Annotated in this window: 19 protein-coding genes, 1 tRNA gene and 2 pseudogenes; 10 read left to right on the top strand and 12 right to left on the bottom strand. The window is 39.2% G+C overall.

Features of this window, described 5'->3' with window-relative positions:
- Positions 1 to 38: 38 nt before the first annotated feature.
- From EXM22_RS04590 to EXM22_RS04600, 3 genes are read right to left on the bottom strand one after another with little or no spacing between them, the layout of a single operon-like run.
- The gene (locus EXM22_RS04590) at positions 39 to 1,010 is read right to left on the bottom strand and encodes a hypothetical protein (RefSeq protein WP_149485383.1); all 972 of its coding nucleotides are present in this window, start codon (positions 1,008 to 1,010) and stop codon (positions 39 to 41) included.
- An 8-nt stretch (positions 1,011 to 1,018) separates the two neighbouring features.
- On the bottom strand, positions 1,019 to 1,912 hold the full coding sequence (locus EXM22_RS04595) for a M23 family metallopeptidase (RefSeq protein ID WP_149485384.1): 894 nt from the start codon (positions 1,910 to 1,912) through the stop codon (positions 1,019 to 1,021).
- Complete coding sequence (locus EXM22_RS04600) at positions 1,909 to 2,736, bottom strand: PHP domain-containing protein (protein ID WP_149485385.1); 828 nt, start codon at positions 2,734 to 2,736, stop codon at positions 1,909 to 1,911. Before EXM22_RS04600 ends, EXM22_RS04595 begins: the two co-directional genes overlap by 4 nt.
- 162 nt (positions 2,737 to 2,898) lie before the next feature.
- On the opposite strand from EXM22_RS04600, the gene EXM22_RS04605 reads away from it, so the two are divergent.
- Both EXM22_RS04605 and EXM22_RS04610 read left to right on the top strand, forming a co-directional pair.
- Positions 2,899 to 3,849 (top strand): cyclic nucleotide-binding domain-containing protein, encoded by a 951-nt coding sequence (locus EXM22_RS04605; protein WP_149485386.1) that lies wholly within the window; start codon positions 2,899 to 2,901, stop codon positions 3,847 to 3,849.
- Complete coding sequence (locus EXM22_RS04610; RefSeq protein WP_149487929.1) at positions 3,849 to 4,511, top strand: Crp/Fnr family transcriptional regulator; 663 nt, start codon at positions 3,849 to 3,851, stop codon at positions 4,509 to 4,511. The genes EXM22_RS04605 and EXM22_RS04610 overlap by 1 nt, the downstream gene beginning before the upstream one ends.
- Before the next feature lie 26 nt (positions 4,512 to 4,537).
- Here EXM22_RS04610 and EXM22_RS04615 read toward each other — a convergent pair whose 3' ends face one another.
- Positions 4,538 to 4,906 carry a PilZ domain-containing protein gene (locus EXM22_RS04615; protein WP_168203342.1) on the bottom strand — a complete coding sequence of 123 codons (369 nt, stop codon included), beginning with the start codon at positions 4,904 to 4,906 and terminating at the stop codon, positions 4,538 to 4,540.
- A 133-nt stretch (positions 4,907 to 5,039) separates the two neighbouring features.
- On the opposite strand from EXM22_RS04615, the gene EXM22_RS04620 reads away from it, so the two are divergent.
- Both EXM22_RS04620 and EXM22_RS04625 read left to right on the top strand, forming a co-directional pair.
- Positions 5,040 to 5,111, top strand: a tRNA-Thr gene (locus EXM22_RS04620).
- Positions 5,112 to 6,018: 907 nt separating this feature from the next.
- Positions 6,019 to 6,918 carry a hypothetical protein gene (locus tag EXM22_RS04625; protein WP_149485388.1) on the top strand — a complete coding sequence of 300 codons (900 nt, stop codon included), beginning with the start codon at positions 6,019 to 6,021 and terminating at the stop codon, positions 6,916 to 6,918.
- A gap of 100 nt (positions 6,919 to 7,018) precedes the next feature.
- Here EXM22_RS04625 and EXM22_RS04630 read toward each other — a convergent pair whose 3' ends face one another.
- The 4 genes and pseudogenes from EXM22_RS04630 to EXM22_RS04645 form a co-directional block, all read right to left on the bottom strand.
- Complete coding sequence (locus EXM22_RS04630; RefSeq protein ID WP_149485389.1) at positions 7,019 to 7,861, bottom strand: IS3 family transposase; 843 nt, start codon at positions 7,859 to 7,861, stop codon at positions 7,019 to 7,021.
- A gap of 16 nt (positions 7,862 to 7,877) precedes the next feature.
- Complete coding sequence (locus tag EXM22_RS04635; RefSeq protein WP_149485390.1) at positions 7,878 to 8,162, bottom strand: transposase; 285 nt, start codon at positions 8,160 to 8,162, stop codon at positions 7,878 to 7,880.
- Positions 8,163 to 8,287: 125 nt separating this feature from the next.
- A pseudogene (locus EXM22_RS04640) lies at positions 8,288 to 9,103 on the bottom strand (IS3 family transposase); the annotation flags it as partial.
- Positions 9,100 to 9,405 (bottom strand): transposase, encoded by a 306-nt coding sequence (locus EXM22_RS04645; RefSeq protein WP_149485391.1) that lies wholly within the window; start codon positions 9,403 to 9,405, stop codon positions 9,100 to 9,102. The gene EXM22_RS04645 and the pseudogene EXM22_RS04640, both read right to left, overlap by 4 nt.
- Before the next feature lie 187 nt (positions 9,406 to 9,592).
- Between EXM22_RS04645 and EXM22_RS04650 the strand changes: the two genes are divergently transcribed.
- From EXM22_RS04650 to EXM22_RS04660, 3 genes are all read left to right on the top strand, one after another.
- Positions 9,593 to 9,997, top strand: coding sequence for an SMI1/KNR4 family protein (locus EXM22_RS04650; RefSeq protein ID WP_149485392.1), 405 nt, complete (start codon positions 9,593 to 9,595; stop codon positions 9,995 to 9,997).
- A 124-nt stretch (positions 9,998 to 10,121) separates the two neighbouring features.
- Positions 10,122 to 11,300 (top strand): tetratricopeptide repeat protein, encoded by a 1,179-nt coding sequence (locus tag EXM22_RS04655; protein ID WP_149485393.1) that lies wholly within the window; start codon positions 10,122 to 10,124, stop codon positions 11,298 to 11,300.
- 365 nt (positions 11,301 to 11,665) lie between these two features.
- Positions 11,666 to 13,030 (top strand): methyl-accepting chemotaxis protein, encoded by a 1,365-nt coding sequence (locus EXM22_RS04660; protein ID WP_149485394.1) that lies wholly within the window; start codon positions 11,666 to 11,668, stop codon positions 13,028 to 13,030.
- 268 nt (positions 13,031 to 13,298) lie between these two features.
- Here the strand turns inward: EXM22_RS04660 and EXM22_RS04665 are convergent, their stop codons facing one another.
- The 3 genes from EXM22_RS04665 to EXM22_RS04675 form a co-directional block, all read right to left on the bottom strand.
- Complete coding sequence (locus tag EXM22_RS04665) at positions 13,299 to 16,208, bottom strand: molybdopterin-dependent oxidoreductase (RefSeq protein ID WP_149485395.1); 2,910 nt, start codon at positions 16,206 to 16,208, stop codon at positions 13,299 to 13,301.
- Positions 16,205 to 17,092 carry an FAD binding domain-containing protein gene (locus EXM22_RS04670; protein WP_149485396.1) on the bottom strand — a complete coding sequence of 296 codons (888 nt, stop codon included), beginning with the start codon at positions 17,090 to 17,092 and terminating at the stop codon, positions 16,205 to 16,207. The genes EXM22_RS04665 and EXM22_RS04670 overlap by 4 nt, the downstream gene beginning before the upstream one ends.
- Before the next feature lie 426 nt (positions 17,093 to 17,518).
- Positions 17,519 to 18,943, bottom strand: coding sequence for a sodium:solute symporter family protein (locus tag EXM22_RS04675; protein ID WP_149485397.1), 1,425 nt, complete (start codon positions 18,941 to 18,943; stop codon positions 17,519 to 17,521).
- Between the two features lie 351 nt (positions 18,944 to 19,294).
- Here EXM22_RS04675 and EXM22_RS04680 point away from each other — a divergent pair, with 351 nt between their 5' ends.
- The 3 genes and pseudogenes from EXM22_RS04680 (at position 19,295) to EXM22_RS04690 (ending at position 21,983) form a co-directional block, all read left to right on the top strand.
- The gene (locus EXM22_RS04680) at positions 19,295 to 19,753 is read left to right on the top strand and encodes a transporter substrate-binding domain-containing protein (RefSeq protein ID WP_168203344.1); all 459 of its coding nucleotides are present in this window, start codon (positions 19,295 to 19,297) and stop codon (positions 19,751 to 19,753) included.
- A gap of 31 nt (positions 19,754 to 19,784) precedes the next feature.
- A pseudogene (locus tag EXM22_RS04685) lies at positions 19,785 to 20,971 on the top strand (IS3 family transposase).
- Positions 20,972 to 21,188: 217 nt separating this feature from the next.
- Entirely contained in the window at positions 21,189 to 21,983 is a 795-nt protein-coding gene (locus tag EXM22_RS04690; protein ID WP_168203345.1) for a GGDEF domain-containing protein, read from the top strand.
- 22 nt (positions 21,984 to 22,005) lie between these two features.
- Here the strand turns inward: EXM22_RS04690 and EXM22_RS04695 are convergent, their stop codons facing one another.
- Positions 22,006 to 23,277, bottom strand: coding sequence for an ATP-dependent 6-phosphofructokinase (locus EXM22_RS04695; protein ID WP_149485400.1), 1,272 nt, complete (start codon positions 23,275 to 23,277; stop codon positions 22,006 to 22,008).
- Positions 23,278 to 23,404: the final 127 nt, after the last annotated feature.

A 23,404-nucleotide genomic window follows, 5' to 3' on the forward strand; every position in this document is an offset into this window, starting at 1 on the left:
CTTTGTCAAGATCACCGCTACTTTTGGGCTGTATCTTATCAACGGGTCTCCAACAGGATCTCGGGGACCATGGTGATGGTGATCCTCTGACGCATTTCCGCACTGAAATCTCTGCTTATTTTAAAATCGCCCAGTTCAAAGCGGATACTGTGTCCCCCCGGTTTAATTTCCAGGGATTTTTTAAGCTCTGAAGCGGATAGTTTGCGTTCATCCAGATAGACAGTTAAACCCTCCATCGTTTCAATGGACAAGAGGGGAAACTGATATTGAAGGACATGATCGATAATGGTGGTCTGTCCCGGATTCAGGCTGAATGTGAGGGAGTCTTCATTGCCCTCTTCTGTTCTAATATCAAGATTATGAAGGCCCGTTCCCAGGATGTAGGGGCCTCCCGGCCAATCGTAGATCTTGTTATCTATGCTGATGGTAATTTCCTCTTCTATTTCTTCTCCCTGATCATTGAGGATGTTCAGATCCAGGGATCCCTTATTAAAAAAAACAGGACTGATTTCCACAACAATATCTTTGTTGTAAATAGAATCGGGAATCCCTTTGGTTATGGGTAAAATGGTCAGAATCATTGGAAAATCCCCTGAATTATCCGTATCTGATAGGAGATAAGAGGATCTATCGGGGGACATCGTATGATTATTGCTCAAGGGGATAAGAATATTTAATGAATCGGAAAAGGGAAGAAAATGCATAAAAGCCTGGGTTCCTTTGTAATTCGTCTTATCTTCGGAAAACTCACTATCCAGATTTTTATAGAGATACAGGGCAAAGCTGTTCTTATACAATTCCATATCTTTATCCATGGGAACCGTCAGTTTCACTCCCTGGATGAGGGGAGATATGTTCTGTAAATCAATGGCACAGAGGTTTTCTACCCTTGTGATAATTTTTCGCTCTCCATTGAGGGAAAGAGTTCCGGATACAGGACCGCGAATATTCTCTGCAAACAAGGAGAATGAAAGTGCTGTGAACACAAGTAAAAGAAGTACATTTTTCATAGTGTCTCTTATTCCTGACCCTTTAGAAGTAAATTTTCCGGATCAACTGTCTTATTGTATTGACGGATTTCAAAATGCAGATGGGGACCAGTTGATAATCCAGTGTTACCAGTTTCCGCAATTTTAACCCCTTCCAGGATTCTCTGATTTCTTTCTACCAGAATTTTACTCAGATGGCTATACATACTAGTATAACCGTTCTTATGTTGTAGTATAATAAATTTTCCATAATCTTCCAATTCTCCAGTAGATAATACGAAACCATCCGCACATGAAAAAACGGGACTCCCCACCGAGGCTCTGTAATCTGTTCCTTTATGCAGACCCCAAACTCCGGTGACGGGGTGGTTTCGATAGCCGTAGGCAGAGGTAATGATCCGTTCTTTTAGGGGAGATAGAAAGAGGGGGAGTACAAAACGTGTTCTTTGCTGAGATGACAGGGTCATGCCCTGATAGTAGTCCACCTCATGTTTTTCATTATTTAGGTTAAGAATAATGGTCAGAGCTGTTTGATCTTTCAAGGACCCACGAAGATTCTCCATCCATGAGGACCTGGAATCCTTATATATATACAGCCCCGGAGCGGAGGGGACAAGGATCTCTTTGTCTTCTGAGAAATCGCCTATATTTTCGAATCCATTAATTGTGGCCAGAGTATCCAGGGGAAGATTAAAGGCGGCAGAAAGCATAATCAACGTATCCCCTTTCTTGGGTTTATACCTATAGATAGACAGGGGTGGGAGAGCCATTCCCTGGGCTTCATTGTAATACCATGATTCTGTTTCTATCTGCTGTTGTTTGAATAATCTGTCACGAAAATTTGATGTCTCACTGATTAGAGGATATTGTCCGAATACAACATAAGAATTCATGACCAGGAGCACAAGGAACAGCTGTTTCATTTGAAGGCTTCCAGGAATTCATCGGGAATCGGCTTATTCCCTCCGCCTTTTCCCAGTGTTCTATCCTTTCTATTGGCACCATGATAATCGCTTCCACCTGTGACAAAAAGATCATTTTCTAAAGCTAATTTTTCAAAGCGTTGAGCCTGATGCTCCTTTGCTCCAGAATGCCAGGCCTCCAGTCCGTCCAATCCCATCTCTTTCCACTGTGTTAATCTAAGAGGAAGCTTTCCCCAGGAAAGGTATAAGGAGAGAGGGTGGGCTATGACGGCGTATCCTCCCGCTTCATGAATCAGCTGGAGACCCTGTTCCAGGGTCATGACTTTTTTGGGCAGATAAAACTTCTTTTCGACCCCCAGGTAACGGTCAAAGGCCTGTTTTACGTTTTTGGCGATTTTGCGCTCCACCAGGATCTTTGCAAAATGGGGGCGGGCTATGATTCTGCCTCCCGCCGCACTTTTGAGTTCTTCTTCGCTTATATGAATTCCGTCTTCTTCGAAAAGTTCCAGCATTTTGCTGTTTCTGTCATTTCTATGATCTCTAACTTCTTTTAAAAATAAAGAAAGTGAAGAATCCTTCCAATTTGTCAGAGAAAGTCCCAATAGATGAAATTCTCCAGGATAATGTTCTATTTCGAGTTCTATACCCGGAATAAACTGTATTCCAAGAAGATCTGCTGCACCCTGCGCCTCTTCTAGCCCGTCTAGAGTGTCATGGTCTGTCAGAGCCAGAGCCTTCAAGCCGACTTCAGAAGCCTGTTTGAGAAGTTCTATGGGGGAGCATGTGCCGTCTGAAGCGGTTGAATGTGTATGGAGATCAATCATAAAAAACAGAATAAAAAGTTTAATCCCTAAATGCAAGTGATGAGAATACGGCTTTTCACTGTTATTTATTATTGTGAGTCCTTTTAATATTGCCTATAATAATGATTGACACTAGGGAGTCCAAAGAATTAACATCTAAACAAGTTTGATCCAGGAGCCGGAATGCCCCCAAAAGCCATATCTTTTAAAGCTAACTCTATTGTTTACTTCAAGGGTGATAAGGGAGAAAATGTCTATATTCTTCAAAAAGGACAGGTTTCTCTAAATTATCTGGATATTCAAACAGGTCAGGAGATGCATGACTTTGTTCAAACCGGGGAGTTTTTTGGCGTAAAAGCCGCATTCGGTAGGTATCCCCACGATGAAACGGCCGTTGTTATGGTCGACTCAACGGTCATTCAGTTTTCTGTTGATGATTTTGAACAGCTTCTATCCAGCAATAGCCGTATCATTCTAAAGATGCTGAAAGTTTTTTCAAATCAGTTGAGACGCATTCATAAACAGGTTCGTAGTCTTATGTCAGTGGATGAACAGGTGGATGCTGAAAAGGGTTTGTTTTCGGTGGGTGAATACTATTTTAATAATAAAAAACATCTGCAGGCTGCCGATGCTTTTAATAGATATTTGATTTATTACCCTGCGGGCAGATTTGTCGACGAAGTCAGGCGGAAAATTGAGTACGCCGAAAGCAGGAAAGATTCGGATGATTCCCTGCCTCCTGCCTCCGATCCCCCACCAAAGGCGGAATATACAATTGAGAAAGCTGTTGCCCTGCGGGACAGCGGCAATTATCTCGGTGCCTTGAAAATTTTCATTAAAGTGAGTCAGATAAATCCTGAACATAAGCTTTTTGCTGAATTCGAGGCCGGAATCTGCATTTTCAAACTGAAGAAGGGAAACGAAGCGATCAAGCACTTCACAACTATTCTGAAGCAGAATCCCGCTCATTCACGCATGGGTGAGGCTCTCTACTATATCGGAAAGTCTTATATCATTGAAAATGATCATGAAAAAGCCAGAAGCTTTTTGAATAAATGCTCCTCTCTTTTAGAGGATGGATGTCCTGAGCAGAGGGACGCCGCATTGATTCTAGAACAATTAGGGGGTTCATGATGGCTTTGGATCTATCAGTATTCAACCGTTTTGCAGTCACATTCAAGGCCGGTGCCGTTATTTTTTGTGAGTATGAACCGGGAGATTCATTTTACCTGATCCAGTCTGGAAAGGTGAAAATTGTTAAGATTTTCGGTGCAATAGAGAAGACCATCGATATCCTCCAACCAGGTGAGTTCTTCGGTGAGATGGCTCTCTTGGAAGAAGCTCCCAGAAGTGCCACCATCATTGCCACAGAAGAAACCAAACTCCTTGAGTTTAATAGAGAGAACTTTCAGATTCTCATGCAGGGGAATCCCCAGATTGCCTTAAAACTGCTCAAACTCTTTTCTAAAAGAATTTATGATCAGAAACGGAGATTTCAGATTCTCACTTTAGAAGATGTACATGCCCGTGTGGCAGATGTCTTTCTGATGCTTTCCGAAGGCGAGGATATCCCGCCGGATGAAGAAGATCAGGGCATGAGGACCTTTCATACTTCTATCGACGACATCGCTCACTGGGCAGGTATGTCTCCCGAGGATTGCAGGCGAATTCTAGACCACTTTGGTTCACAAAGAAGAGTAGAGGTTTACGACAACAGAATCATTGTCAAAAATATTAATGATTTTAAAAGGTTCGTTTCATCTCGCAGGAGTAATCAGGATAAAAAAGAATCCTGATTCTCCCCTTTACCTGATTCTCCCCTTTAAGAATAGTCTTTGAGAAAAGATAGTTCTTTTTCTATTTCTCCGCCGTTGGGGATATTCAATTCCAAAAGTCTTCGTAAGTGAATCATGCTATCAAGGTCGATCTCTCTGAAATAGAATCCCTTATGCTCTCCTTCTTCATGAACGAGGACGGAGATAGTCGAGATTTCGATATCTGATGACATCAGTTTTATACGTAAATCATAGGCTTCGCCTTTCTGAAGGGTCTTATCATTCACTGTAATAAGAATACCCTTGAGGGAAATGTTGACTAATTCAAAGGGTATCTGTCTGTTATCACTTAAATGGATGTACCCCTGTGTCTGGAAATCTGCACGTAAAAACTTTCTATTATTGCTGGAACTCATCTTATCTCCCCTATACATTCATTATCGAATTAAAAGCAGAAACTGTCAATTTTTGGCTGTTCTTTTTCATCTTTAAAAAATTGTGAAATAAACTTGATATTCTTATGTCCCTATGTATAATAACTACTTGCCAGCCAAAATAGCTCAGGGGTAGAGCAACGCTCTCGTAAAGCGTAGGTCGTGGGTTCAATTCCCACTTTTGGCTCAAAATAAGTACTTTTAGAACAAAACTTTATGTTTTGATTTTTATTTAAGAACCGGTGCAGTCATTGCTGCTGTCAAAACAAGGTGTAACGCGGGATGCTGCTTTACATCTTTAGGATGGCACGGATGATCGGCCGGTTTTTTATTTATAAGGGTAAAGTAATTGTTTGGGAACTGAACCAATCTTTTATGAATATTCACCCTTTAATGGCCCAATATAGAAAACTTAGTGCTCATTTTTGTTGATCCTCATTTTATGCTATTGATAAGTGGAGGATTAACTTGATTGATAAATCCATACTAATTTTAGATGAGGTTCTGTATGGATAAAAAGATGCCCTTTGGCGGACTTTGTGTATTCCAGTGATACTTTATATCATAATTGATATCACTAATGGTGGACAGGGTCATATCCTTAGATCCATTAGAGTGACCATCTATGCGATTGGCTGGTTTGATGTCAGTTCGATTGAGGCTTCATATAATATTCCCTACGCACATGATTGTACCGAGTACACCATCCCCAGGATGTTTTTGTTTATCCTTTTAAACTACGTTCTCCTGAGGCATGTCATATTTGCTCCAAGTCGTACCGGTAGTCCTTTATATAATGAATTTATGACCCAGGCAGGGTTTAAAGAACGTTCAGTACAACCTCTCTCAGGGGATGAAAAAAGAGTAGGGGAATATCAAAACTTTGGGAAATGAGTTCCTATATCAGGCCGGGATTAAGAAAAAACCCTATAAATACTATTACTGTCTATGGTAGAACAGAGAGTGCTCTGGTTGTTCATTATTATAAAAAAGTAAATGCGGTTGAAGATATTTGCTGATATAGTGTGGGGAGCTGCACCAAACAGGAAATACTTGAAAAAATAAAAAAAATTATTATATAGAAATTTGTGAGGATGGAAATGCTTAGTTATCTTACATCATTTAAAAATGATCGATTTTTAGTCAATATTGATACTGAAGTAATTAAAGCTAGAATTGAGAATTTTTCATTACTTGAAGATGAAGTAATCCATTTACTAATTGATGACTCATTTTTTAAGAATAGAAAAGAAATAATTGTGCTAACAAATAAAAGAATAGTATGGACCACGAATAATTCTTCGTTAACCATAGATAACAATTCATCAATAATAATTAAATCTGGGCCCAATGAACTATATTTATCAGACTTAGAAAACTGTTCCGTATATATCAATAAATTTAGTAATTATCACATGTTAAACATTATTAATGACAATATTGTAATTACTCTTAGAATTAAATATGTAGATAATAAAGAATCTTTGAAAATCCTATTTGTTAATTATCTTACTTCATATGTAAGTTCATTTTGCATAGAAAATCAGAAAAATAATAAAATATACAAAAAAGTATGCAAATCAATTAAAAAATCTAATAGAAATATAGTTCCTTACATTCTTAATATATTTTCAATTCTTCTTGTCACAATAGTCATACTACAACGATTATATTCAATAAATATAACAATCGAAAATAATATTGAAAATATGCTTCTTTTAGCTTTAGTTTTTAAATTATTTAGTATTTTCATTAATAGGAACAGATCGATAATATCTAATATGATTGTTTATTTTGTGTTTTATATTATGTTTTTTAAGGAATTGAATTTTGATACAATGGAAAAAGTGTTAAGTGAGATATCATTTATTATATTTTCCATTGTTTTCTATAATATAAATCTAGATAAAATTATTAAGTTTGCATTGATTTCTGTAGCACTATTTGTTACTTTTTCCAAAATATTTGAGAGGTATGTAATAAATTTTGTCTGACAATGAAAAGGAGTAGATAAACCTACAGTTAAGTCTGAGACAATTATAGTGGTCTGATTTCTTAAACAAGAATTCTTAAAATTAAGTTCACTTTATTCGGTTATGAAGCCATCTTTGATTGAATTCTACCATAATATACATCCTCTGGATATTCATCATCCAACGATTGATGCCTGCGTTTTGTATTATAATATTCAAAGTACTTTTTCAAAGATTTTCTTGCATCCTTTATCCCTCGGTAATCTCTTAAATAGACCTCCTCTTGTTTAACAGTACGCCATAATCTTTCGACAAAAATATTATCAAGAGCTCGGCCTTTCCCGTCCATGCTGATTTTTATGTTATTATTTTTTAGTAGATCTGTAAATTCTTCACTTGTATACTGGCTACCCTGATCCGTATTAAATATTTCAGGAGCCCCGTATTTTTCAATAGCCTCTTTTACTACAGACTTGCAAAATTCGACCTCCATTGTATTTGACAATTTCCAAGATAAAACCTTGCGGCTATACCAGTCGATAACAGCGGTCAGATATACAAAACCATCTTCAAGCCTCAAGTAAGTGATATCTGTTGACCAGACATGATTCACTCTATCAATAGAAAGGTTCCGCAGTAAATAGGGGTATATTTTGTGTTCAGGGTTTTTCTTTGAGAGATTTTTCTTTGGATAAATGGCACTTATGCACATTTCTCTCATCAATCTTCGTATTTTCAGACGACCAACTTTGATTTTATGAGTCTTTGTTATTTCTTTACTCATTCGTCTGCTGCCCATTGTGGGGTTCTCAAGATATATTTCATCTATGAGTCTCATAATGACCAAATCGAGTTCTGATCGGCCTCTGGGAGTATAATAGAAGCAGGATCGTGGAATAGATAATAGTTCGCATTGTTTGACCAAGGAGAGTTTTTCATTTTTTGATACCAAGGGTATTTTCATTCTTTGTTCAAACGCTTCAAGTTTTTTTTAAGAAATTGATCTCAATGGTTTGTTGTCCAATTAGATTTTCCAGATCATTTTTTTCTGTCTCTAAATCTGTAAGATGTTTCTTTTCATCCTTATCATTCTTGAAGGCCGATTCAGCATTATCCAGAAACTCTTTTTTCCACTGTCTCACTTGACCTGGATGCAATTTGTATTTGCTGGCAATTTCATTTATTGACAAATCCTCTTTAATCGCCTCAAGAGCAATTTTAACTTTTTCAGCACTATCGTGTTTTCTTCTTTTTTGACTGGTCATGTTCTCTCCTATTCTAAAATATCGGTTTTGGAGTGAACTTAATATAGTGGTCTGATTTCTTAAACAAGAATTCTTAAAATTAAGTTCACTTTATTCGGTTATGAAGCCATCTTTGATTGAATTCTACCATAATATACATCCTCTGGATATTCATCATCCAACGATTGATGCCTGCGTTTTGTATTATAATATTCAAAGTACTTTTTCAAAGATTTTCTTGCATCCTTTATCCCTCGGTAATCTCTTAAATAGACCTCCTCTTGTTTAACAGTACGCCATAATCTTTCGACAAAAATATTATCAAGAGCTCGGCCTTTCCCGTCCATGCTGATTTTTATGTTATTATTTTTTAGTAGATCTGTAAATTCTTCACTTGTATACTGGCTACCCTGATCCGTATTAAATATTTCAGGAGCCCCGTATTTTTCAATAGCCTCTTTTACTACAGACTTGCAAAATTCGACCTCCATTGTATTTGACAATTTCCAAGATAAAACCTTGCGGCTATACCAGTCGATAACAGCGGTCAGATATACAAAACCATCTTCAAGCCTCAAGTAAGTGATATCTGTTGACCAGACATGATTCACTCTATCAATAGAAAGGTTCCGCAGTAAATAGGGGTATATTTTGTGTTCAGGGTTTTTCTTTGAGAGATTTTTCTTTGGATAAATGGCACTTATGCACATTTCTCTCATCAATCTTCGTATTTTCAGACGACCAACTTTGATTTTATGAGTCTTTGTTATTTCTTTACTCATTCGTCTGCTGCCCATTGTGGGGTTCTCAAGATATATTTCATCTATGAGTCTCATAATGACCAAATCGAGTTCTGATCGGCCTCTGGGAGTATAATAGAAGCAGGATCGTGGAATAGATAATAGTTCGCATTGTTTGACCAAGGAGAGTTTTTCATTTTTTGATACCAAGGGTATTTTCATTCTTTGTTCAAACGCTTCAAGTTTTTTTTTAAGAAATTGATCTCAATGGTTTGTTGTCCAATTAGATTTTCCAGATCATTTTTTTCTGTCTCTAAATCTATAAGATGTTTCTTTTCATCCTTATCATTCTTGAAGGCCGATTCAGCATTATCCAGAAACTCTTTTTTCCACTGTCTCACTTGACCTGGATGCAATTTGTATTTGCTGGCAATTTCATTTATTGACAAATCCTCTTTAATCGCCTCAAGAGCAATTTTAACTTTTTCAGCACTATCGTGTTTTCTTCTTTTTTGACTGGTCATGTTCTCTCCTATTCTAAAATATCGGTTTTGGAGTGAACTTAATGTTGCTGCTTTTCTGTATTAATTTTTTAGACCGTTATATAATGTTGCTGCTTTTCTGTATTAATTTTTTAGACCGTTATAAATAATGGTATGAATAAAATATCATTATCTACACAAATACATATGAACTAGAAGGAGAAATAAATTGAATAAATCAGATATATTAAAAATTGAGAACAATTTAAAAATGAAATTACCTAAGTTTTATAAAGATACTATTTTAAATTATCCTTTTGAAAGAGGGTCTTTTGCTGAAGAATTTATGTTACTAAATAAACTCGAAACATTGCTTGAACTAAATGTAGATCAAAAGCATTTGGAAGAAAAATTTTATATTGGTTCAGATGGTGGGGAAGAACTATATTCTATTAAGTACTGCGACGATTCTGTCTATCTATATGATCTCGATCTTAATGAGGAACGCCTCTATACAAAGGATTGGAAATCTTTTCTCGATAAAATTGACATGACTATTAAAGAAATTAAAGAAGATGAAAGGTTAATGAAAGAGCGTAAAGAAAATAAGAAATGGTGGCAATTTTGGCTATAATCAGTTTGTAGTTCACATATTTGTATTCAAAGTCTGGTCACGCACAAGCTGTTTTGAATATTATAATCGGCAAATAATTGTTGTTTAACTATGGTTGTATAAAAATATATTTTAAGGTTAGTCAATGAAAAAGAAACTTTTTCTCTCAACAATTCTACTTTATATCTGTTTTTTAGTTTATGGCGAGAATAGTGATGTATTTGGTAAAACATTTGAACTTATAGAACAAGAAAAATATTACTCTGCAATACAGTATCTATACACTGAAGACCCTGATAATGAAGATTTAGATTTGGTAATCTTGAAATCAAAGATTTTTCGAAATTATTTCGGTCAAAGTTTGAACCATGTTATGTGGGGATTAAAAGACTTGGAGAACGATGAAAATCTGGATGAAGTGCGTACGGGCTCTGGAGAGTTAAATATGTATATGTTCGATACTGTAGAGATTCTTACGCCTTTTCTAGATGACAACAGGTTTAAAGTTCTACATGAGCTTGGTTTATACTACCACTCCGTAATCATGGGCTATGGAAATTCCCTAAACGAGAGCTTTGGTGATGTTTCGGAGCTTAGTAGGAAGAATCTTTCAGAATGCTTTGATAACAATTTCTATGACGATGAATCACTGACAGTATTGGGGACCTATTATTTTCAGGATCAGAATATGAAAATGGCAGAAGAGCTGTTTCGTAAAGCACTGGATTTGAATGGCAATAATCCTGCTGCTAACTTTAACTATGGATTCATTCTATATCGGAATGGCCTATTAGAAGAGGCTGTAAAGTACGTAAGAGTCGCTGCAGAAGGCTATCTTTATAGGAATCTAAGTATTGATGCTTATAGCTTTGCAGGGTTTCTTTATCATGCTATAGAGAACTACAAAGATGCTTTGTTGATGTTCGATATTGCGTTAGAGGCCAATCCTATGGATTATCGTGCATATCCTTCTTACATTGACTCACTGATCAAGACAGGTGATCTTGATAAAGCCAAAGAACGAACTCTACACTTTATGATGATTGAGCCGGCCAACTCCTATGTGGGTAATCAGTTGATTCCTATATATAAGGATAACGGTCAAATAGATTTAATAGTCTCGATATTAGAAGACTGTATTGTTCAAAATAGCAACAACGATGAGACTTTGGCCAATTTCTACTTTCAGAAAGGGAATGTCGGGCTTCTTTACAATAAAGATAAAGGTCTTGAAGACTTATTGAAGGCAAAAGAGTATTTTCTTAAGTTTTCCGACAGGAACCATCCGGCCGTTAAGGCTATCAATGGTTATTTTGAGAACTAAAATTTAATATCTGTATTCTAGTAAACATTTAATCTAATTAGGCTCATCATAATATATTCATCTTATATTATTAAATAATACGGTAGCTAGATAATGACTTTCGAAATAGTGTTTCATGGTATCTTATGTATTTTAAAAAATCTGACAAAAATTATAATATATTGATTTAACAAATCCTTTAGTAAAAATCTATATATTATACAGAACTCTCTATGAGATTCCATTGCATCGATTTAGATTTTTATATTAGCATAACTAAATATTGGTGATATTTAAATTGTCAGTTCTGGTGAACACAGTCTGCAATTTAAGTCGGTGTCCCATGGACGCTACGCACAAGTCATAACAATATCAGGAGTTCTAGTGTGGGTAGTAAAAGAAAAAGTATTGTTAAGAATAATTTATTTATTACTATTTCTTTTGGTATTATAATCGGTATTGTATTTCCTTTTTATACGATGCTTTTTGTAACATTTAAGAATCAAATGTGTTTTTATCTCTTCAGTATAGGAGCAATAATAGCTGGTATAATTGTTGGATTAATATCATTTTTAATCACTAAAGTTACTATTCTTAGAGTTTTATCTGTGCTTAGTGAACGACTAAAAGATATTTCAGAAGGAGAAGGTGATTTAACAAAATCTATTGAATTAATTAGTCTAGATGAAATTGGAGAAATGATAAAATATTTCAATAGTACGATACAAAATATTCGAAGTTTAATTCTAACAATTCGTAGAAAGTCCGATGCTCTAACAGAAACAGGCAATAATCTCTTCTCTACCATAAATCAGACAGTTTCTGCAATAAATCAAATTAGCGCGAATCAAACAAGTATTAAAAATCAAATAGTGAATCAATCTGACAGTATAACAGAGACGAATGCAACTATAAGACAGATATCACACAATATTGAAAATCTAAATTCACAAATAGACAAACAAGCCTCAAATGTAGTTCAATCCTCTTCTGCAATTGAAGAAATGATGGCGAATATTTCTTCTGTAACAAATAATTTATTAAGCAATGCAGACAATATGAATGAATTGATTCTAGCTTCAGAAAATGGAAAATCTGATCTTGAAGTTGTTTCAAAAAGTATTCAAGAGGTAACAATCAAATCAGAAGAACTCCTTAATATCAGTTCTATAATTCAAGCTATAGCCAGTCAAACCAATCTTCTATCTATGAACGCAGCTATTGAGGCGGCTCATGCAGGAGATGCTGGTCGAGGATTTGCTGTTGTTGCTGAAGAAATACGGAAATTATCTGAATCTTCAGGGGCTCAAGCAAAAACAGTTACTAGCGCCGTTAAACAAATCAATGAATCAATGAATAAATTAACACGGGCAACAGTAATCATTCAAAAACAATTTACAGCAATAGATAATAAGATAAGATTAGTATCAGAAATAGAAAATCAGATCCAAATTTCTATGAAAAAACAAGATTCTGATAGTAATGAGATATTAAAAGCCGTAAGAAAACTTAACGTGATTACAACGCAGGTCAAGTCTGGATCAAATGAGATGTTAACAGGAAGTCAGGAAATATTTCAAGAAAGTAATAATCTTGGTCTGATTTCAGATGAAGTATCTACTAGTATGAATGAAATTACTTCAAATGTTGACCAAATTAAGATAGCTGCAGATAAAGTAAATGACCTCGGCAAAGAGAATAATGAAAATATTGAAGCAATTATGAATGTCATTAATATCTTTAAAGTCTAATACATAGACTCAAGAAGCATAGAGCAAATATTTGTATAGAGGGGTTATCTTATTTTCATAGGATGTGATTCCCTTTACTGATTAAACCTCAGGATGCTGGTGGAGAACTAAGACCTGATTTTTTTAAATCTTTTTCAAAGCGATACTCCTCCTAATTGTGACCATTGATCCTGATATATTTTACCCAAGTTGAAATTTTAGGCGTTGTTGACAGTACCCTTAGTGAATAATGCGGTCTCTGACTGCATGATCCTCTGTCTGCTTTCATTTATGATTTGCTACTTTTCAGCTCCCCAATTTTTTTCAATACATATTCCTGGTCTATAGGTATCCGGTCTACCCGGACTCCTGTGGCATTGTAGAGGGCATTAGCGATGGCCGGGGAGGTCGGTATGGTGACAATCTCGCCGACACCTTTTCCGCCGTAGGGACCTGAATCTATGCCATGTTCCACAACAATGGGTATAATTTCTGGAGTCATGGTGATGGGAGCTATGCGGTACCGGGCTAGTCTGTCTGTAACAACATGTCCCTTGTCCACAATAAATTCCTCTAAGAGGGCATGACTGATGCCCATCATGGCACCTCCTTCTATCTGACCGCGTAAACCGAGAGGATTGATAGCTGCACCAACATCTGTGGCTGTTATCAAACGCAGAACCTCTATTTCGCCAGTCTTTTTGTTGACCATTATCTCCGTGGCCTGGGCGGCAAAGGAAAAGCCGAAATGCATATCTCCGCCTTCTCCCAGAGGGCTTGTTTCAGGTGCCATATATTCAGTTTGAACCCGATTTGGCCTGCCGGCTTTTCTCAGCTCTTCTGCCACTTCTTTCATTGTCAGTTTCTTGTTTTTCACCACTGCCTGTCCGTTTGCAAACGTCACTGATTCGGAAGGTACACCATATTGTTCAGATAATACTTCTATGATCAAATTCCGGAATGCAATGGCTGTTTGCCGTGTCGAGTTTCCCGCCACATAGGTCTGTCTTGAGGCTGTTGTGGGGCCGCCGTCAGGTGTGAGGTCTGTGTCTGAAAGTAAAACCTTGATGGTTTCAGGTGAAACTGAGAGTTCTTCCGCCGCAATGAGCTGAAGTACCGTAGGCAGGCCCTGTCCTAATTCGGCCGATGAGGTTCTGACTTCAAAAATGCCGTTGTTGTAGAGTTCTATTTCTGCACTTCCTTTATCCGGAGCTCCACCACCGAGTCCTGTGTTTTTGTAGGCGACGGCGATTCCCCATGCTGTGACCAGATGGGGCGCATGAGGGTCTGCTTTGGGAACAAAGGGGTCATCCCCTGAAAGGGCTTTTATCTTTTCTTCCACTTTTTCAATGCACTCCAGAAGTCCAACGCTGGAACCGAGAATCTGGCCTGTGTTCGTGGCACTGCCTTCTCTTAAGGCATTTATCTTCCGCAATTCCAGAGGATCTATGTGCAGTTTTTCCGCCAGCATATCCATGGCACTTTCTACGGCAAAAGCCGATTGAAGTACTCCAAATCCACGGAAGGCTCCTGCAGGAGGATTATTGGTATACATGGCAAAACAATCAGCCTTCACATGAGGGACATCATAGGGACCGGAAGAGTGGGTCGTGGCTCTTGTCATGACTTTGTCGCCCAGAGAGGCATAGGCTCCGGTATCTCCGTATAACTGTGTATCCACGGCGGTCAATTTTCCATCTTTGGAGGCTCCCATCCGGATCTTAATGATGGTCGCGTGTCTTTTGGGGTGTACTATGAGGCTTTCATGACGGTCAAAAAGTAGTTTCACAGGCTTTTTTGTCACCTGAGCAAGAAGGGCTGCATGAATTTGACCGGCAATGTCCTCTTTCCCTCCAAATCCGCCGCCAATGAGCTGACCTCTGACTCTCACCTGACTTTCCTGAATTCCCAGGGCTTCGGCTACCTGCTGACGGTCTTCGTAGGGAATTTGAGACCCCACATAGATTTCCATCCGGCCATCTGAAGTGAGACGGGCAATACTGCACTCAGGTTCTATAAAAGCATGATCATGACTGGGCGTCCTAAAAGTATGTTCAAGAAGTACATCGGCCTGGTTGAAACCTTTGTCCATCTGTCCTTTGCGGACCTCTATATGTTTCAGTAAATTCCCCTGGTCATGTACTTTCGGAGCCCCCGGCTCTGCAGCTTGAACCGGGTTATCAATCACCGGTAGTTCTTCAAATTCCATTGTGATGAGATCGAGGGCCTCTGTTGCCGTTTCACGGCTTACGGCCGCGACAATGGCTATGGCATCACCGACAGTCCGGACTTTTCCCCCCTCGGCCACAAGGATGGGCCAATCCTTATAAATCACTCCATGGTTGGGTTTTCCAGGAATATCAGAGGCTGTCAGCACGGCTTCTACTCCGGGTAGTGCAAGGGCCCGGCTGATGTCCAGAGATTTAAGAATAGCAGAGGGCACCATGGCTCTTTTCACCCGGGCATGAAGCATTCCATCAAAAGACAGATCATCCGTATAGTGGGCCTGTCCGGTGACTTTATCAGCACCGTCCATACGCGGTTTGAGAGTTCCCACCGCTTTATGCGGTATTAGTGAAGTCGGAATGTCCGCAGGAGGTTCTACCTGAGTCCCTGTCCGCATGGCTTTACCCGCTGCTTTTACAGCCTTGATTATGGAAGGATAACCTGCACAGCGGCAAAGGGTATCTTTCAGGGCCTCCTTGATTTCGTCGGTAGAAGGATCAGGATTGCGAGTGAGAAGGGCAAAGCTGGTCATGAGTTGTCCGGGAATACAGAATCCACACTGTACAGCTCCGTATTGAACAAAAGCGTCCTGCAGAGGATGAAGATGTCCGGATGCAGAATCAGAGGGTGTGTATCTTTCACTATTTTCCGTCTCGTCCTGCTTTTTACCAGGTTCACCTGAATTCTTGCAGGACCCACCGCAGCTGCACCCCGAGTCCGGTTTCTTCATGGCAAGACCTTCAATGGTCAGAACCTCATGTCCCGACACTTTTGCCGCGGGATAACTGCAGGAAAGAACGGGTTCTCCGTCGATAAGAACTGTACAGGAACCGCATTCTGACTCATTACAGCCAACTTTGGTCCCCGTGAGACCCAGGCGGTATCTTAATAGCTCTGAAAGCATCTCACCCGGTTTTTCATTCAGGCTTACCTTGCTGCCATTCACAGTGAAGTTGATAGTATTGCTACTCATAATTTTTCCTTCTCTTCAGCTCTTTGCCAGACTGTTTTTAAAAGATCTTCAAGCAGGACTTCGCAAAGATCATAACGGTACGCTGCACCGGAGCGCTGGGCACTGCTACGAAAACTGAAACTTTCGGGTACCATTTTTCCCAATTCAGATAGAAGTTCCGAGTTCAGTATTTGTCCCCTGGCCCGCTGTTCAAGAGCTGAGGCCCTTTGAGGTACCGGACCAGCAGGCCCTACGGCAATGCGGATATTTTTGATGATGTCCTTTTCACGATCCAGCCAGATGGCCATATTCAAAATAGGCAGGGCGACTCCCCGGGGTTTCATGATCCGCTTAAAGGCTGAAGACTGACCATTTTTATGTAAAGAGATTGAGAATCCTTTCAAAATGTCTTTCTGGGGGCGCAATGCCGATTTCCCCGGGCCCAGAAACAGGTCCAGAATCGGCTCTTGGCGGACTCCATCCATGCTGGCAATCTCTGCTACCGCATTCATAGCCACCATACTGATCATGCCGTCAGCAGCGGGAAGGGCATGAGCTACATTCCCTCCGAGGGTAGCATTGTTTCGGACCTGGGGACCGCCTATCAGTCTGCATGCCTCTGTTACCCCCTGGGCATGTTCTTTCACAAGATCAGATTGAGCCAGCACATTCACCGGCACCCCGGCCCCTATAAACAGGGTTTCTCCCCTAATTTCCACTACTGAAAGTTCGGCGATCTGAGATACATCCACCAATGTATCCACCGGTTTATGAGGCCCTTGCTGAAGATCAAGCAGTAGATCTGTTCCTCCCGCTACCAGGCAGCTTTCCTCTGGCTTTTCCGAAAGTGCTGCAATAGCTTCTTCTATCGTTTTTGCAACGAAATAATTTGACCACAGACTCATAATGGATCATCTCCTGATTTATTGAGTATAGCGAAACAGGACAGTTATCTTTGACGGGAATTTCCCGCCCCCGGCATTAGTCTTTGTTATCAGCCGGTGGAATCTATAAAATTTTGCACATATGAAACTTAGAGAAATTGTACAAAGTCAAAATGGAGAAATCAAATAAAAAGCCATAAAACAGAATAGAACATCAGAAACAGGTCTCTGAGGTATTGGATTTTCACTTATATTGGAAATGTAATATTCATCAGTCTATGAAGGGGGAGACAATGTGCTTCAGTCCCGAAATTAGAAAAATATTTGTGGGAGAACCGCCAGGACAAGCAATGTGGGTCATCTGGAAAAAGGCTGGAACTGTACGAGTTCGATCCAGTCTAAATCTAATAAACCCTGCCGAAAATAAAATTCCGGCAGGGATGGTAACTATTTTATCTCATTGACTGTCTTTTTATTTCCGGCAATAGCCGTAATTCCAAAGAAGACAACAGCGCTGATCAAAACTCCCGGTACAACAGGATCCATTCCGAAGAAAGAGATCTTTGTTTGGAAGAGGAGAACAGCGACGCTACCACTTACAAGGCTGGCCATAGATGCAATTGCACCGGCTTTGTTTGAATAATGACCAACAATGTAGGGGATAAAGGCTCCACCTGCTCTTAAGCTAAAGCTGAACATAAGGATTCCAATAATGCTCTTGGTATTGGTCAAGGCAATCCCCATTGAAAGAAGACCACAGATGATCATCACGATTCTGTTGACAAGTAATAATCTATTATCATCTGCTTTCTTATCTATATATTTCTTATAAATATCATTGGAGATAATTGTTCCCGCTGCCAGCATATCCGAGTCGGCACTGGACATTGTAGCCGATATCAGAGCGGCAAAGAGGACTCCTACCAATATGGGAGGCATCGTTTGAACTGCGAGAACCGGGAGAATGTAGCGGGTACCCTGGGACGTTATTAGAGCAGTATCTATAATTCCCTGTTGAACCATGGCAAAAGCTGCTAAACCCAGAACAGCTGGGAGAATCGCATAGGCGATGCAGATGAGTCCACCAAGAATTGACCCATTTCTAACGGCTTTTTCATCCCGTCCTCCATAATATCTTTGTATAACTTCGGGACCAACAGCAAAGGATGCAATGTACATTAAGGTCAGGGATATGATTGTTTTAATGCCGATTCCATCCGTAAAGGACATCTGTTGTTCTGGGATATGGGACACTATTGTAGACCATCCTCCTGCAGCATGCATGGCATAAGGAACTGCAAGAGCAGTTCCTACGAGGATTAAGGTACTTTGAATCGCGTCTGTAATAGCCACACCCCAGAGTCCCCCCATAACTGAATAGATGGTGACAACAACGGTTACAATCAGAACGGAAATAACATAACTCCAGCCGGTCATAACAGAGAGAATGACCGAAGAGGCTATAATTTGAACAGCTGTCAAACCAATCATGGGAAGTGACATTACCAGGGCTGTTACAAGAGCATTGGCAGGTCCATATCTCTTTTCAAAGAAGTCAGAAATGGTAACAGACATTGTAGATCTTAATTTAGGGGCAATAAAGGCAAGAACGATAAAAGCTATAGCCGCTGTAATCACATACCAGACAGAGGAGAGTCCCCACTGACCAAATGCTTTTTCGGCGATTCCAAGAGACGTACCACCACCGATGTTCGTGGCAGCCAAAGTTCCAGCCAGAAGAAAAGGGCCTAATTTCCTTCCCGCAAGAGCGAAATCGGTTGATGTTTTAACCCTCTTGCTGGCAAAGACACCAACCCCCATCATAATTAATAAATAAACGACAACAATGATTGAAATTAACATAGAACCCATAACAACTCCTTTAAATCAAAAATAATAATGAATACTTGAAGGTTATCATGATTATCATAAAAATTAAAATGTTTATTATTATAGGGTTGAAAAAATTGACCAGAGGCTCATCACAGTTGGTATACATATCTTTTTTTATGATGAATGAGAATAACTAATTAAATAATTGAAAAGAAGCGATCCAAAGAGGATACTTTCTTAATATCAGTCTAAAATTAATTATATGTGAAATTTATTACAGAATATTATAGGATATAGCTTTTTAAGAACAGTATGAGGAGTGGTTATCTGAGCAGGAAGTACAAATCAAGGGTAATCCTTTTTATTTTCATTCAACTCTTAAATATCTCAATGGCATTTGCTGAGAATGACATACTAACAGCAGATGAGAGACAATTTCTGCAGGATCTTGGAGAAATCCAAATGATTGTTGACGATGAGTACCCTCCTATTTCATATTTTGATATTCAAACAAATGAATTTGCTGGTATTGCTGTTGAAGCAATGAAACAGGTCTCCCAGGTATTAGATTTTCACTTTACAATAATCAGAGAAGCTTCTTTATCCTGGCATGACCGGCTTGATTTGATAAAAAATAATAAAGTTCATGTGCTTGGTGGTGCTAGTGTAAATGATGATCGATTAGAATATGGTTACTTTACCAATGAAACCTATTTTCAGGTTAACTACGCCATTATTGGTTCCATAGATAATCATATAGTCATTAGAGAACTTTCGGATATTGCCAAATATCGTATTGGATTAATTAATAAGACTGATCCTGCCTTGATTTCCCGGAGTAGTAGTTAAGACCGATTTTTAATAAAATGAGGTAATAACTATGAATGAGAAAAAAAGACGTCGCTATGATGCAGAATTCAAAAGAAACGCGATAGCACTTTCAGAAGAACCAGGTCGGACAGCTCACAGCGTAGAGCAATCCTTGGGAATTGCTAATGGTTTGATTGGGAACTGGAAGCGTCAACTTTCAACAAATGGTAACTTGGCATTTCCTGGTAATGGAATCGAGGCTTTGACTCCTGATCAAAGAAAGATTCGAGATCTTGAAAAGCAGCTTTATGATGCAGAGATGGACCGCGATATATTAAAAAAAGCATTGGCCATTTTCAGCAAAACACCGAAATGAAATACTTCTTTATACAAGAGTGTCGCTCTGAATTTCCGGTGGTGAGAATGTGCCATAATCTTAATGTCTCTGAGAGCGGATTTTATGACTGGCAAGGACGATCAAAATCTTCCAGAAGGATAGCCAAAGAAAAACTGATGACCAAGATCAGTGAGCTTTTTTATATTAAGCACAAACAAATGGCAGGAAGTCCTTTGATCACAGAGGATTTGCATGATGATCCTCAGTATAAAACTGTCTATAGAAGCCGTGTAGCAGCTCTTATGAAGGAAATGGGGCTTAGATGCAAGATACAGAAGCAGTTTGTCGTTACAACAGATTCAGATCATAAAGAATGGATTCCTGACAACATTTTGAATCGTCATTTTAATCCAGAAATGCCCAATGTAGCCGTAGTTGGGGATATCACATATATCAAGGTTGCATCCAAGTGGATGTATTTATCTGTATTTATAGACCTTTATTCTCGTAAAGTTGTTGGCTGGGATCTTAACAAAAGTCTCTCTGCGGACTCTACCTGTAATGCCTTTAAAAAATATCTATATCGGAATAATAATCCAAAGGGAATGCTTGTTCATAGCGATCGAGGTATCCAGTATGCATCAGAACAATTCAGATCCCTTTTAGAGTCAGTGGATGCTGTCCAAAGTATGAGCCGAAAAGGAAATTGTTGGGACAATGCCGTTGCAGAATCATTCTTTCATACACTGAAAACACGATTGATTTATCACCGGAAATACCGAACGATGGAAGAATTGAATAAGGATCTTTATTGGTATATTGAAATTTACTACAACAGGATCAGGAAGCACTCAGCAAATAATTGGTTGACTCCTGATGAGAAAGAAAGTAAGTATTATGAAACGGGAAATGTGGCTTAACTGATACTCCGTTTTTTCGGGGCAGGATCAGACTGGTATCAATGATTTTATTTTAGAAAATATTTCGAAAGATACATTTGTACAATATTTTGACACCATGGAAGATGCTCTAAGGGCCCTCAAAAACCATGACATCGATGTCATCACAGATAACGAGGCCGTCTTCATTGAAGAGTATTTTAATAATCAAAGGTTTGACTTTGAAATATTATACTCAGTGCATGATAAAATAAAGAATTATGCATTTTTCACAGCTAAAACAGAAGAGGGTCTGAAATTATCACATATCCTTGATAAGGGTATGAAAGAGATTAATTTAGACTTAATCGTGAGTGATCGATATAAAAACAAAAGCATTTTTGCCTATTATAAGGAATATTCAGAAAATCTTGGTAAAGAGAATGAGCTCAGAAACTATATTTTGATAGGCTTGATTTTTACCGTAATCATCATTCTATCCATTGTTTTACTCATTAAAATAAAAAATAATGAATTAGAATTGCAGGTTAAAACAGACCATTTAACAAAACTAAAGAATAGGAATTCACTCTTTGAAGACTATCATAAAAGAGAAAAACTAAATGGCAAGATCGTTTATTTCATCGATCTAGATGATTTTAAGTTTATAAATGATAACTATGGCCATGATGCAGGGGATGTCGTTTTAAGAAGTATTTCAGAAAGATTAAGCAAAATTGCCCCCAATTCAAATATTTACAGAATGGGAGGAGATGAGTTCTTATTGATTACTGATAATAATGAAAGAAATTTTGGAGAAGAAATACTCAATATAATTCAATTACCCATTTTGTATAAGAAAAAAGAATGCAGAGTGGGGGGGAGTATCGGGTATGTAAACACAGATGATTTTGTAGAATCGGAGCTCCATGAGATCATAAACTTGGCGGATTATGCCATGTTAGAGGCCAAAGCAAACGGTAAGAATCATATCCTCAAAGTAAGCTCAGAGATGATTTCACGATTTAAGATCTTTTTAAGTAAGAAAATATAAAATATCCAGAACTCCATACATTCTATATCAAATCCGGCTGCCCCGTATTATCCAAAATGCTGGTCCAAAGGGAACTGGAAGGATCTATCTTTTTCCGCTGGCGTACGGCTTCAATAGAAGGAATATCTACGAAATGTCCGTTCCAGAGTCCTACGACCATCCCTGTCTTTCCTGCCATGGCAGCATGCACTGCGTTTTCGGCCAGACGAAAGCAAAACACGGAATCATCCGCATTGGCACGGGCCGAGCGGATTGTGTAGGAAGGATCAATATACTTAACCGAAACCGGCCTCCCGTTCTGCCTAAAATGAGCCTGAATGGCATGCTTGAGGAACACACCAATATCACCCAATATTTCGTTCCCTGAGGCATCCTGTCCATCCGGGGGCAAAAGCTCCTTTCCAGAACCCTCTGCAACCACAATCACAGCATGAGACTTCTGTTTCAACCGTTCTTCTAGAAAATGCATCACCTTTGGAAGGGAAAAAGAGACTTCCGGAACGAGGAGTAGATTCACATCGCTGGAAGCCAAACTGGCATAGGCGGCGACAAAACCTGAATCACGGCCCATCAGCTTGACGAGGCCAACCCCATTGCGCACAGCCTTTGCCTCCATATGGGCGCTGTCTATAGACGGCTGGCTCAGAGCCACTGCTGTTTGAAAACCAAAGGTGCGCTCAGTGCAGGAAATATCATTATCAATTGTCTTGGGTATCCCAATTACGGCTATTTTGGCACCACGGCGACTTATTTCTTCTACAAGATCCAGGGCTCCTCTCTGGGTGCCGTCTCCCCCCACGGTAAAGAGAATATCAATCTGCATCTCCTGGAGATAATCGACCATCACTCCCACATCCTGAGGGCCCCTGGAGGAGCCAAGAATCGTCCCCCCCTTCTGATGGATGTCCTCAACCACATCCGGGTTCAGTTGAATCGGATTGTGGTGAAAATCAGGATTAAGTCCCTCATATCCATAGCGGAGTCCCAAAATATTCCGTACACCGTAGCGGTACCAAAGGACCATGGTGATGCTTCTAATCACATCGTTTAGCCCCGGGCACAGTCCACCGCAGGTAATAATGGCTGCACGAGTTTTTTCAGGAGTAAAAAATATTTTTCGCCGGGGGCCGGAGAGCTCCAGGGAAGAGGGTTCCTGGTGATTAACCTGTCCTTTTTTCAAGATAGGATCGAGCATAATCCGGGCCTCTTCATCTGCACCTGCCACTAAAGAGGTGAGGGGGGAGGGAATACGGCATTCTCCAAGGTTGTCAATTCTGTAGTTTGTTTGATTCATGATGATCTCCTTGGGTTAAATCATTCTTCTTCAGGAGGCTGCTATTTGAAGGATTAAAGCGGGAATTCCAGTCCTTAGGCAACGTTTCACAATATACATCTGCCGTGTTTTGTTGTCTAGCACCGGC

The sequence above is a fragment of the Oceanispirochaeta crateris genome (genome assembly GCF_008329965.1).
Classification (GTDB): domain Bacteria; phylum Spirochaetota; class Spirochaetia; order DSM-2461; family DSM-2461; genus Oceanispirochaeta; species Oceanispirochaeta crateris.

Excerpts from the sequence above, each read along its gene's own strand:
- EXM22_RS04590 (WP_149485383.1), bottom strand. The coding sequence starts at position 1,010 with ATGAAAAATGTACTTCTTTTACTTGTGTTCACAGCACTTTCATTCTCC.
- EXM22_RS04595 (WP_149485384.1), bottom strand. The coding sequence starts at position 1,912 with ATGAAACAGCTGTTCCTTGTGCTCCTGGTCATGAATTCTTATGTTGTA.
- EXM22_RS04600 (WP_149485385.1), bottom strand. The coding sequence starts at position 2,736 with ATGATTGATCTCCATACACATTCAACCGCTTCAGACGGCACATGCTCC.
- EXM22_RS04605 (WP_149485386.1), top strand. The coding sequence starts at position 2,899 with ATGCCCCCAAAAGCCATATCTTTTAAAGCTAACTCTATTGTTTACTTC.
- EXM22_RS04610 (WP_149487929.1), top strand. The coding sequence starts at position 3,849 with ATGGCTTTGGATCTATCAGTATTCAACCGTTTTGCAGTCACATTCAAG.
- EXM22_RS04615 (WP_168203342.1), bottom strand. The coding sequence starts at position 4,906 with ATGAGTTCCAGCAATAATAGAAAGTTTTTACGTGCAGATTTCCAGACA.
- EXM22_RS04625 (WP_149485388.1), top strand. The coding sequence starts at position 6,019 with ATGGAAATGCTTAGTTATCTTACATCATTTAAAAATGATCGATTTTTA.
- EXM22_RS04630 (WP_149485389.1), bottom strand. The coding sequence starts at position 7,861 with ATGAAAATACCCTTGGTATCAAAAAATGAAAAACTCTCCTTGGTCAAA.
- EXM22_RS04635 (WP_149485390.1), bottom strand. The coding sequence starts at position 8,162 with ATGACCAGTCAAAAAAGAAGAAAACACGATAGTGCTGAAAAAGTTAAA.
- EXM22_RS04645 (WP_149485391.1), bottom strand. The coding sequence starts at position 9,405 with ATGACCAGTCAAAAAAGAAGAAAACACGATAGTGCTGAAAAAGTTAAA.
- EXM22_RS04655 (WP_149485393.1), top strand. The coding sequence starts at position 10,122 with ATGAAAAAGAAACTTTTTCTCTCAACAATTCTACTTTATATCTGTTTT.
- EXM22_RS04665 (WP_149485395.1), bottom strand. The coding sequence starts at position 16,208 with ATGAGTAGCAATACTATCAACTTCACTGTGAATGGCAGCAAGGTAAGC.
- EXM22_RS04670 (WP_149485396.1), bottom strand. The coding sequence starts at position 17,092 with ATGAGTCTGTGGTCAAATTATTTCGTTGCAAAAACGATAGAAGAAGCT.
- EXM22_RS04675 (WP_149485397.1), bottom strand. The coding sequence starts at position 18,943 with ATGGGTTCTATGTTAATTTCAATCATTGTTGTCGTTTATTTATTAATT.
- EXM22_RS04680 (WP_168203344.1), top strand. The coding sequence starts at position 19,295 with ATGGCATTTGCTGAGAATGACATACTAACAGCAGATGAGAGACAATTT.
- EXM22_RS04695 (WP_149485400.1), bottom strand. The coding sequence starts at position 23,277 with ATGAATCAAACAAACTACAGAATTGACAACCTTGGAGAATGCCGTATT.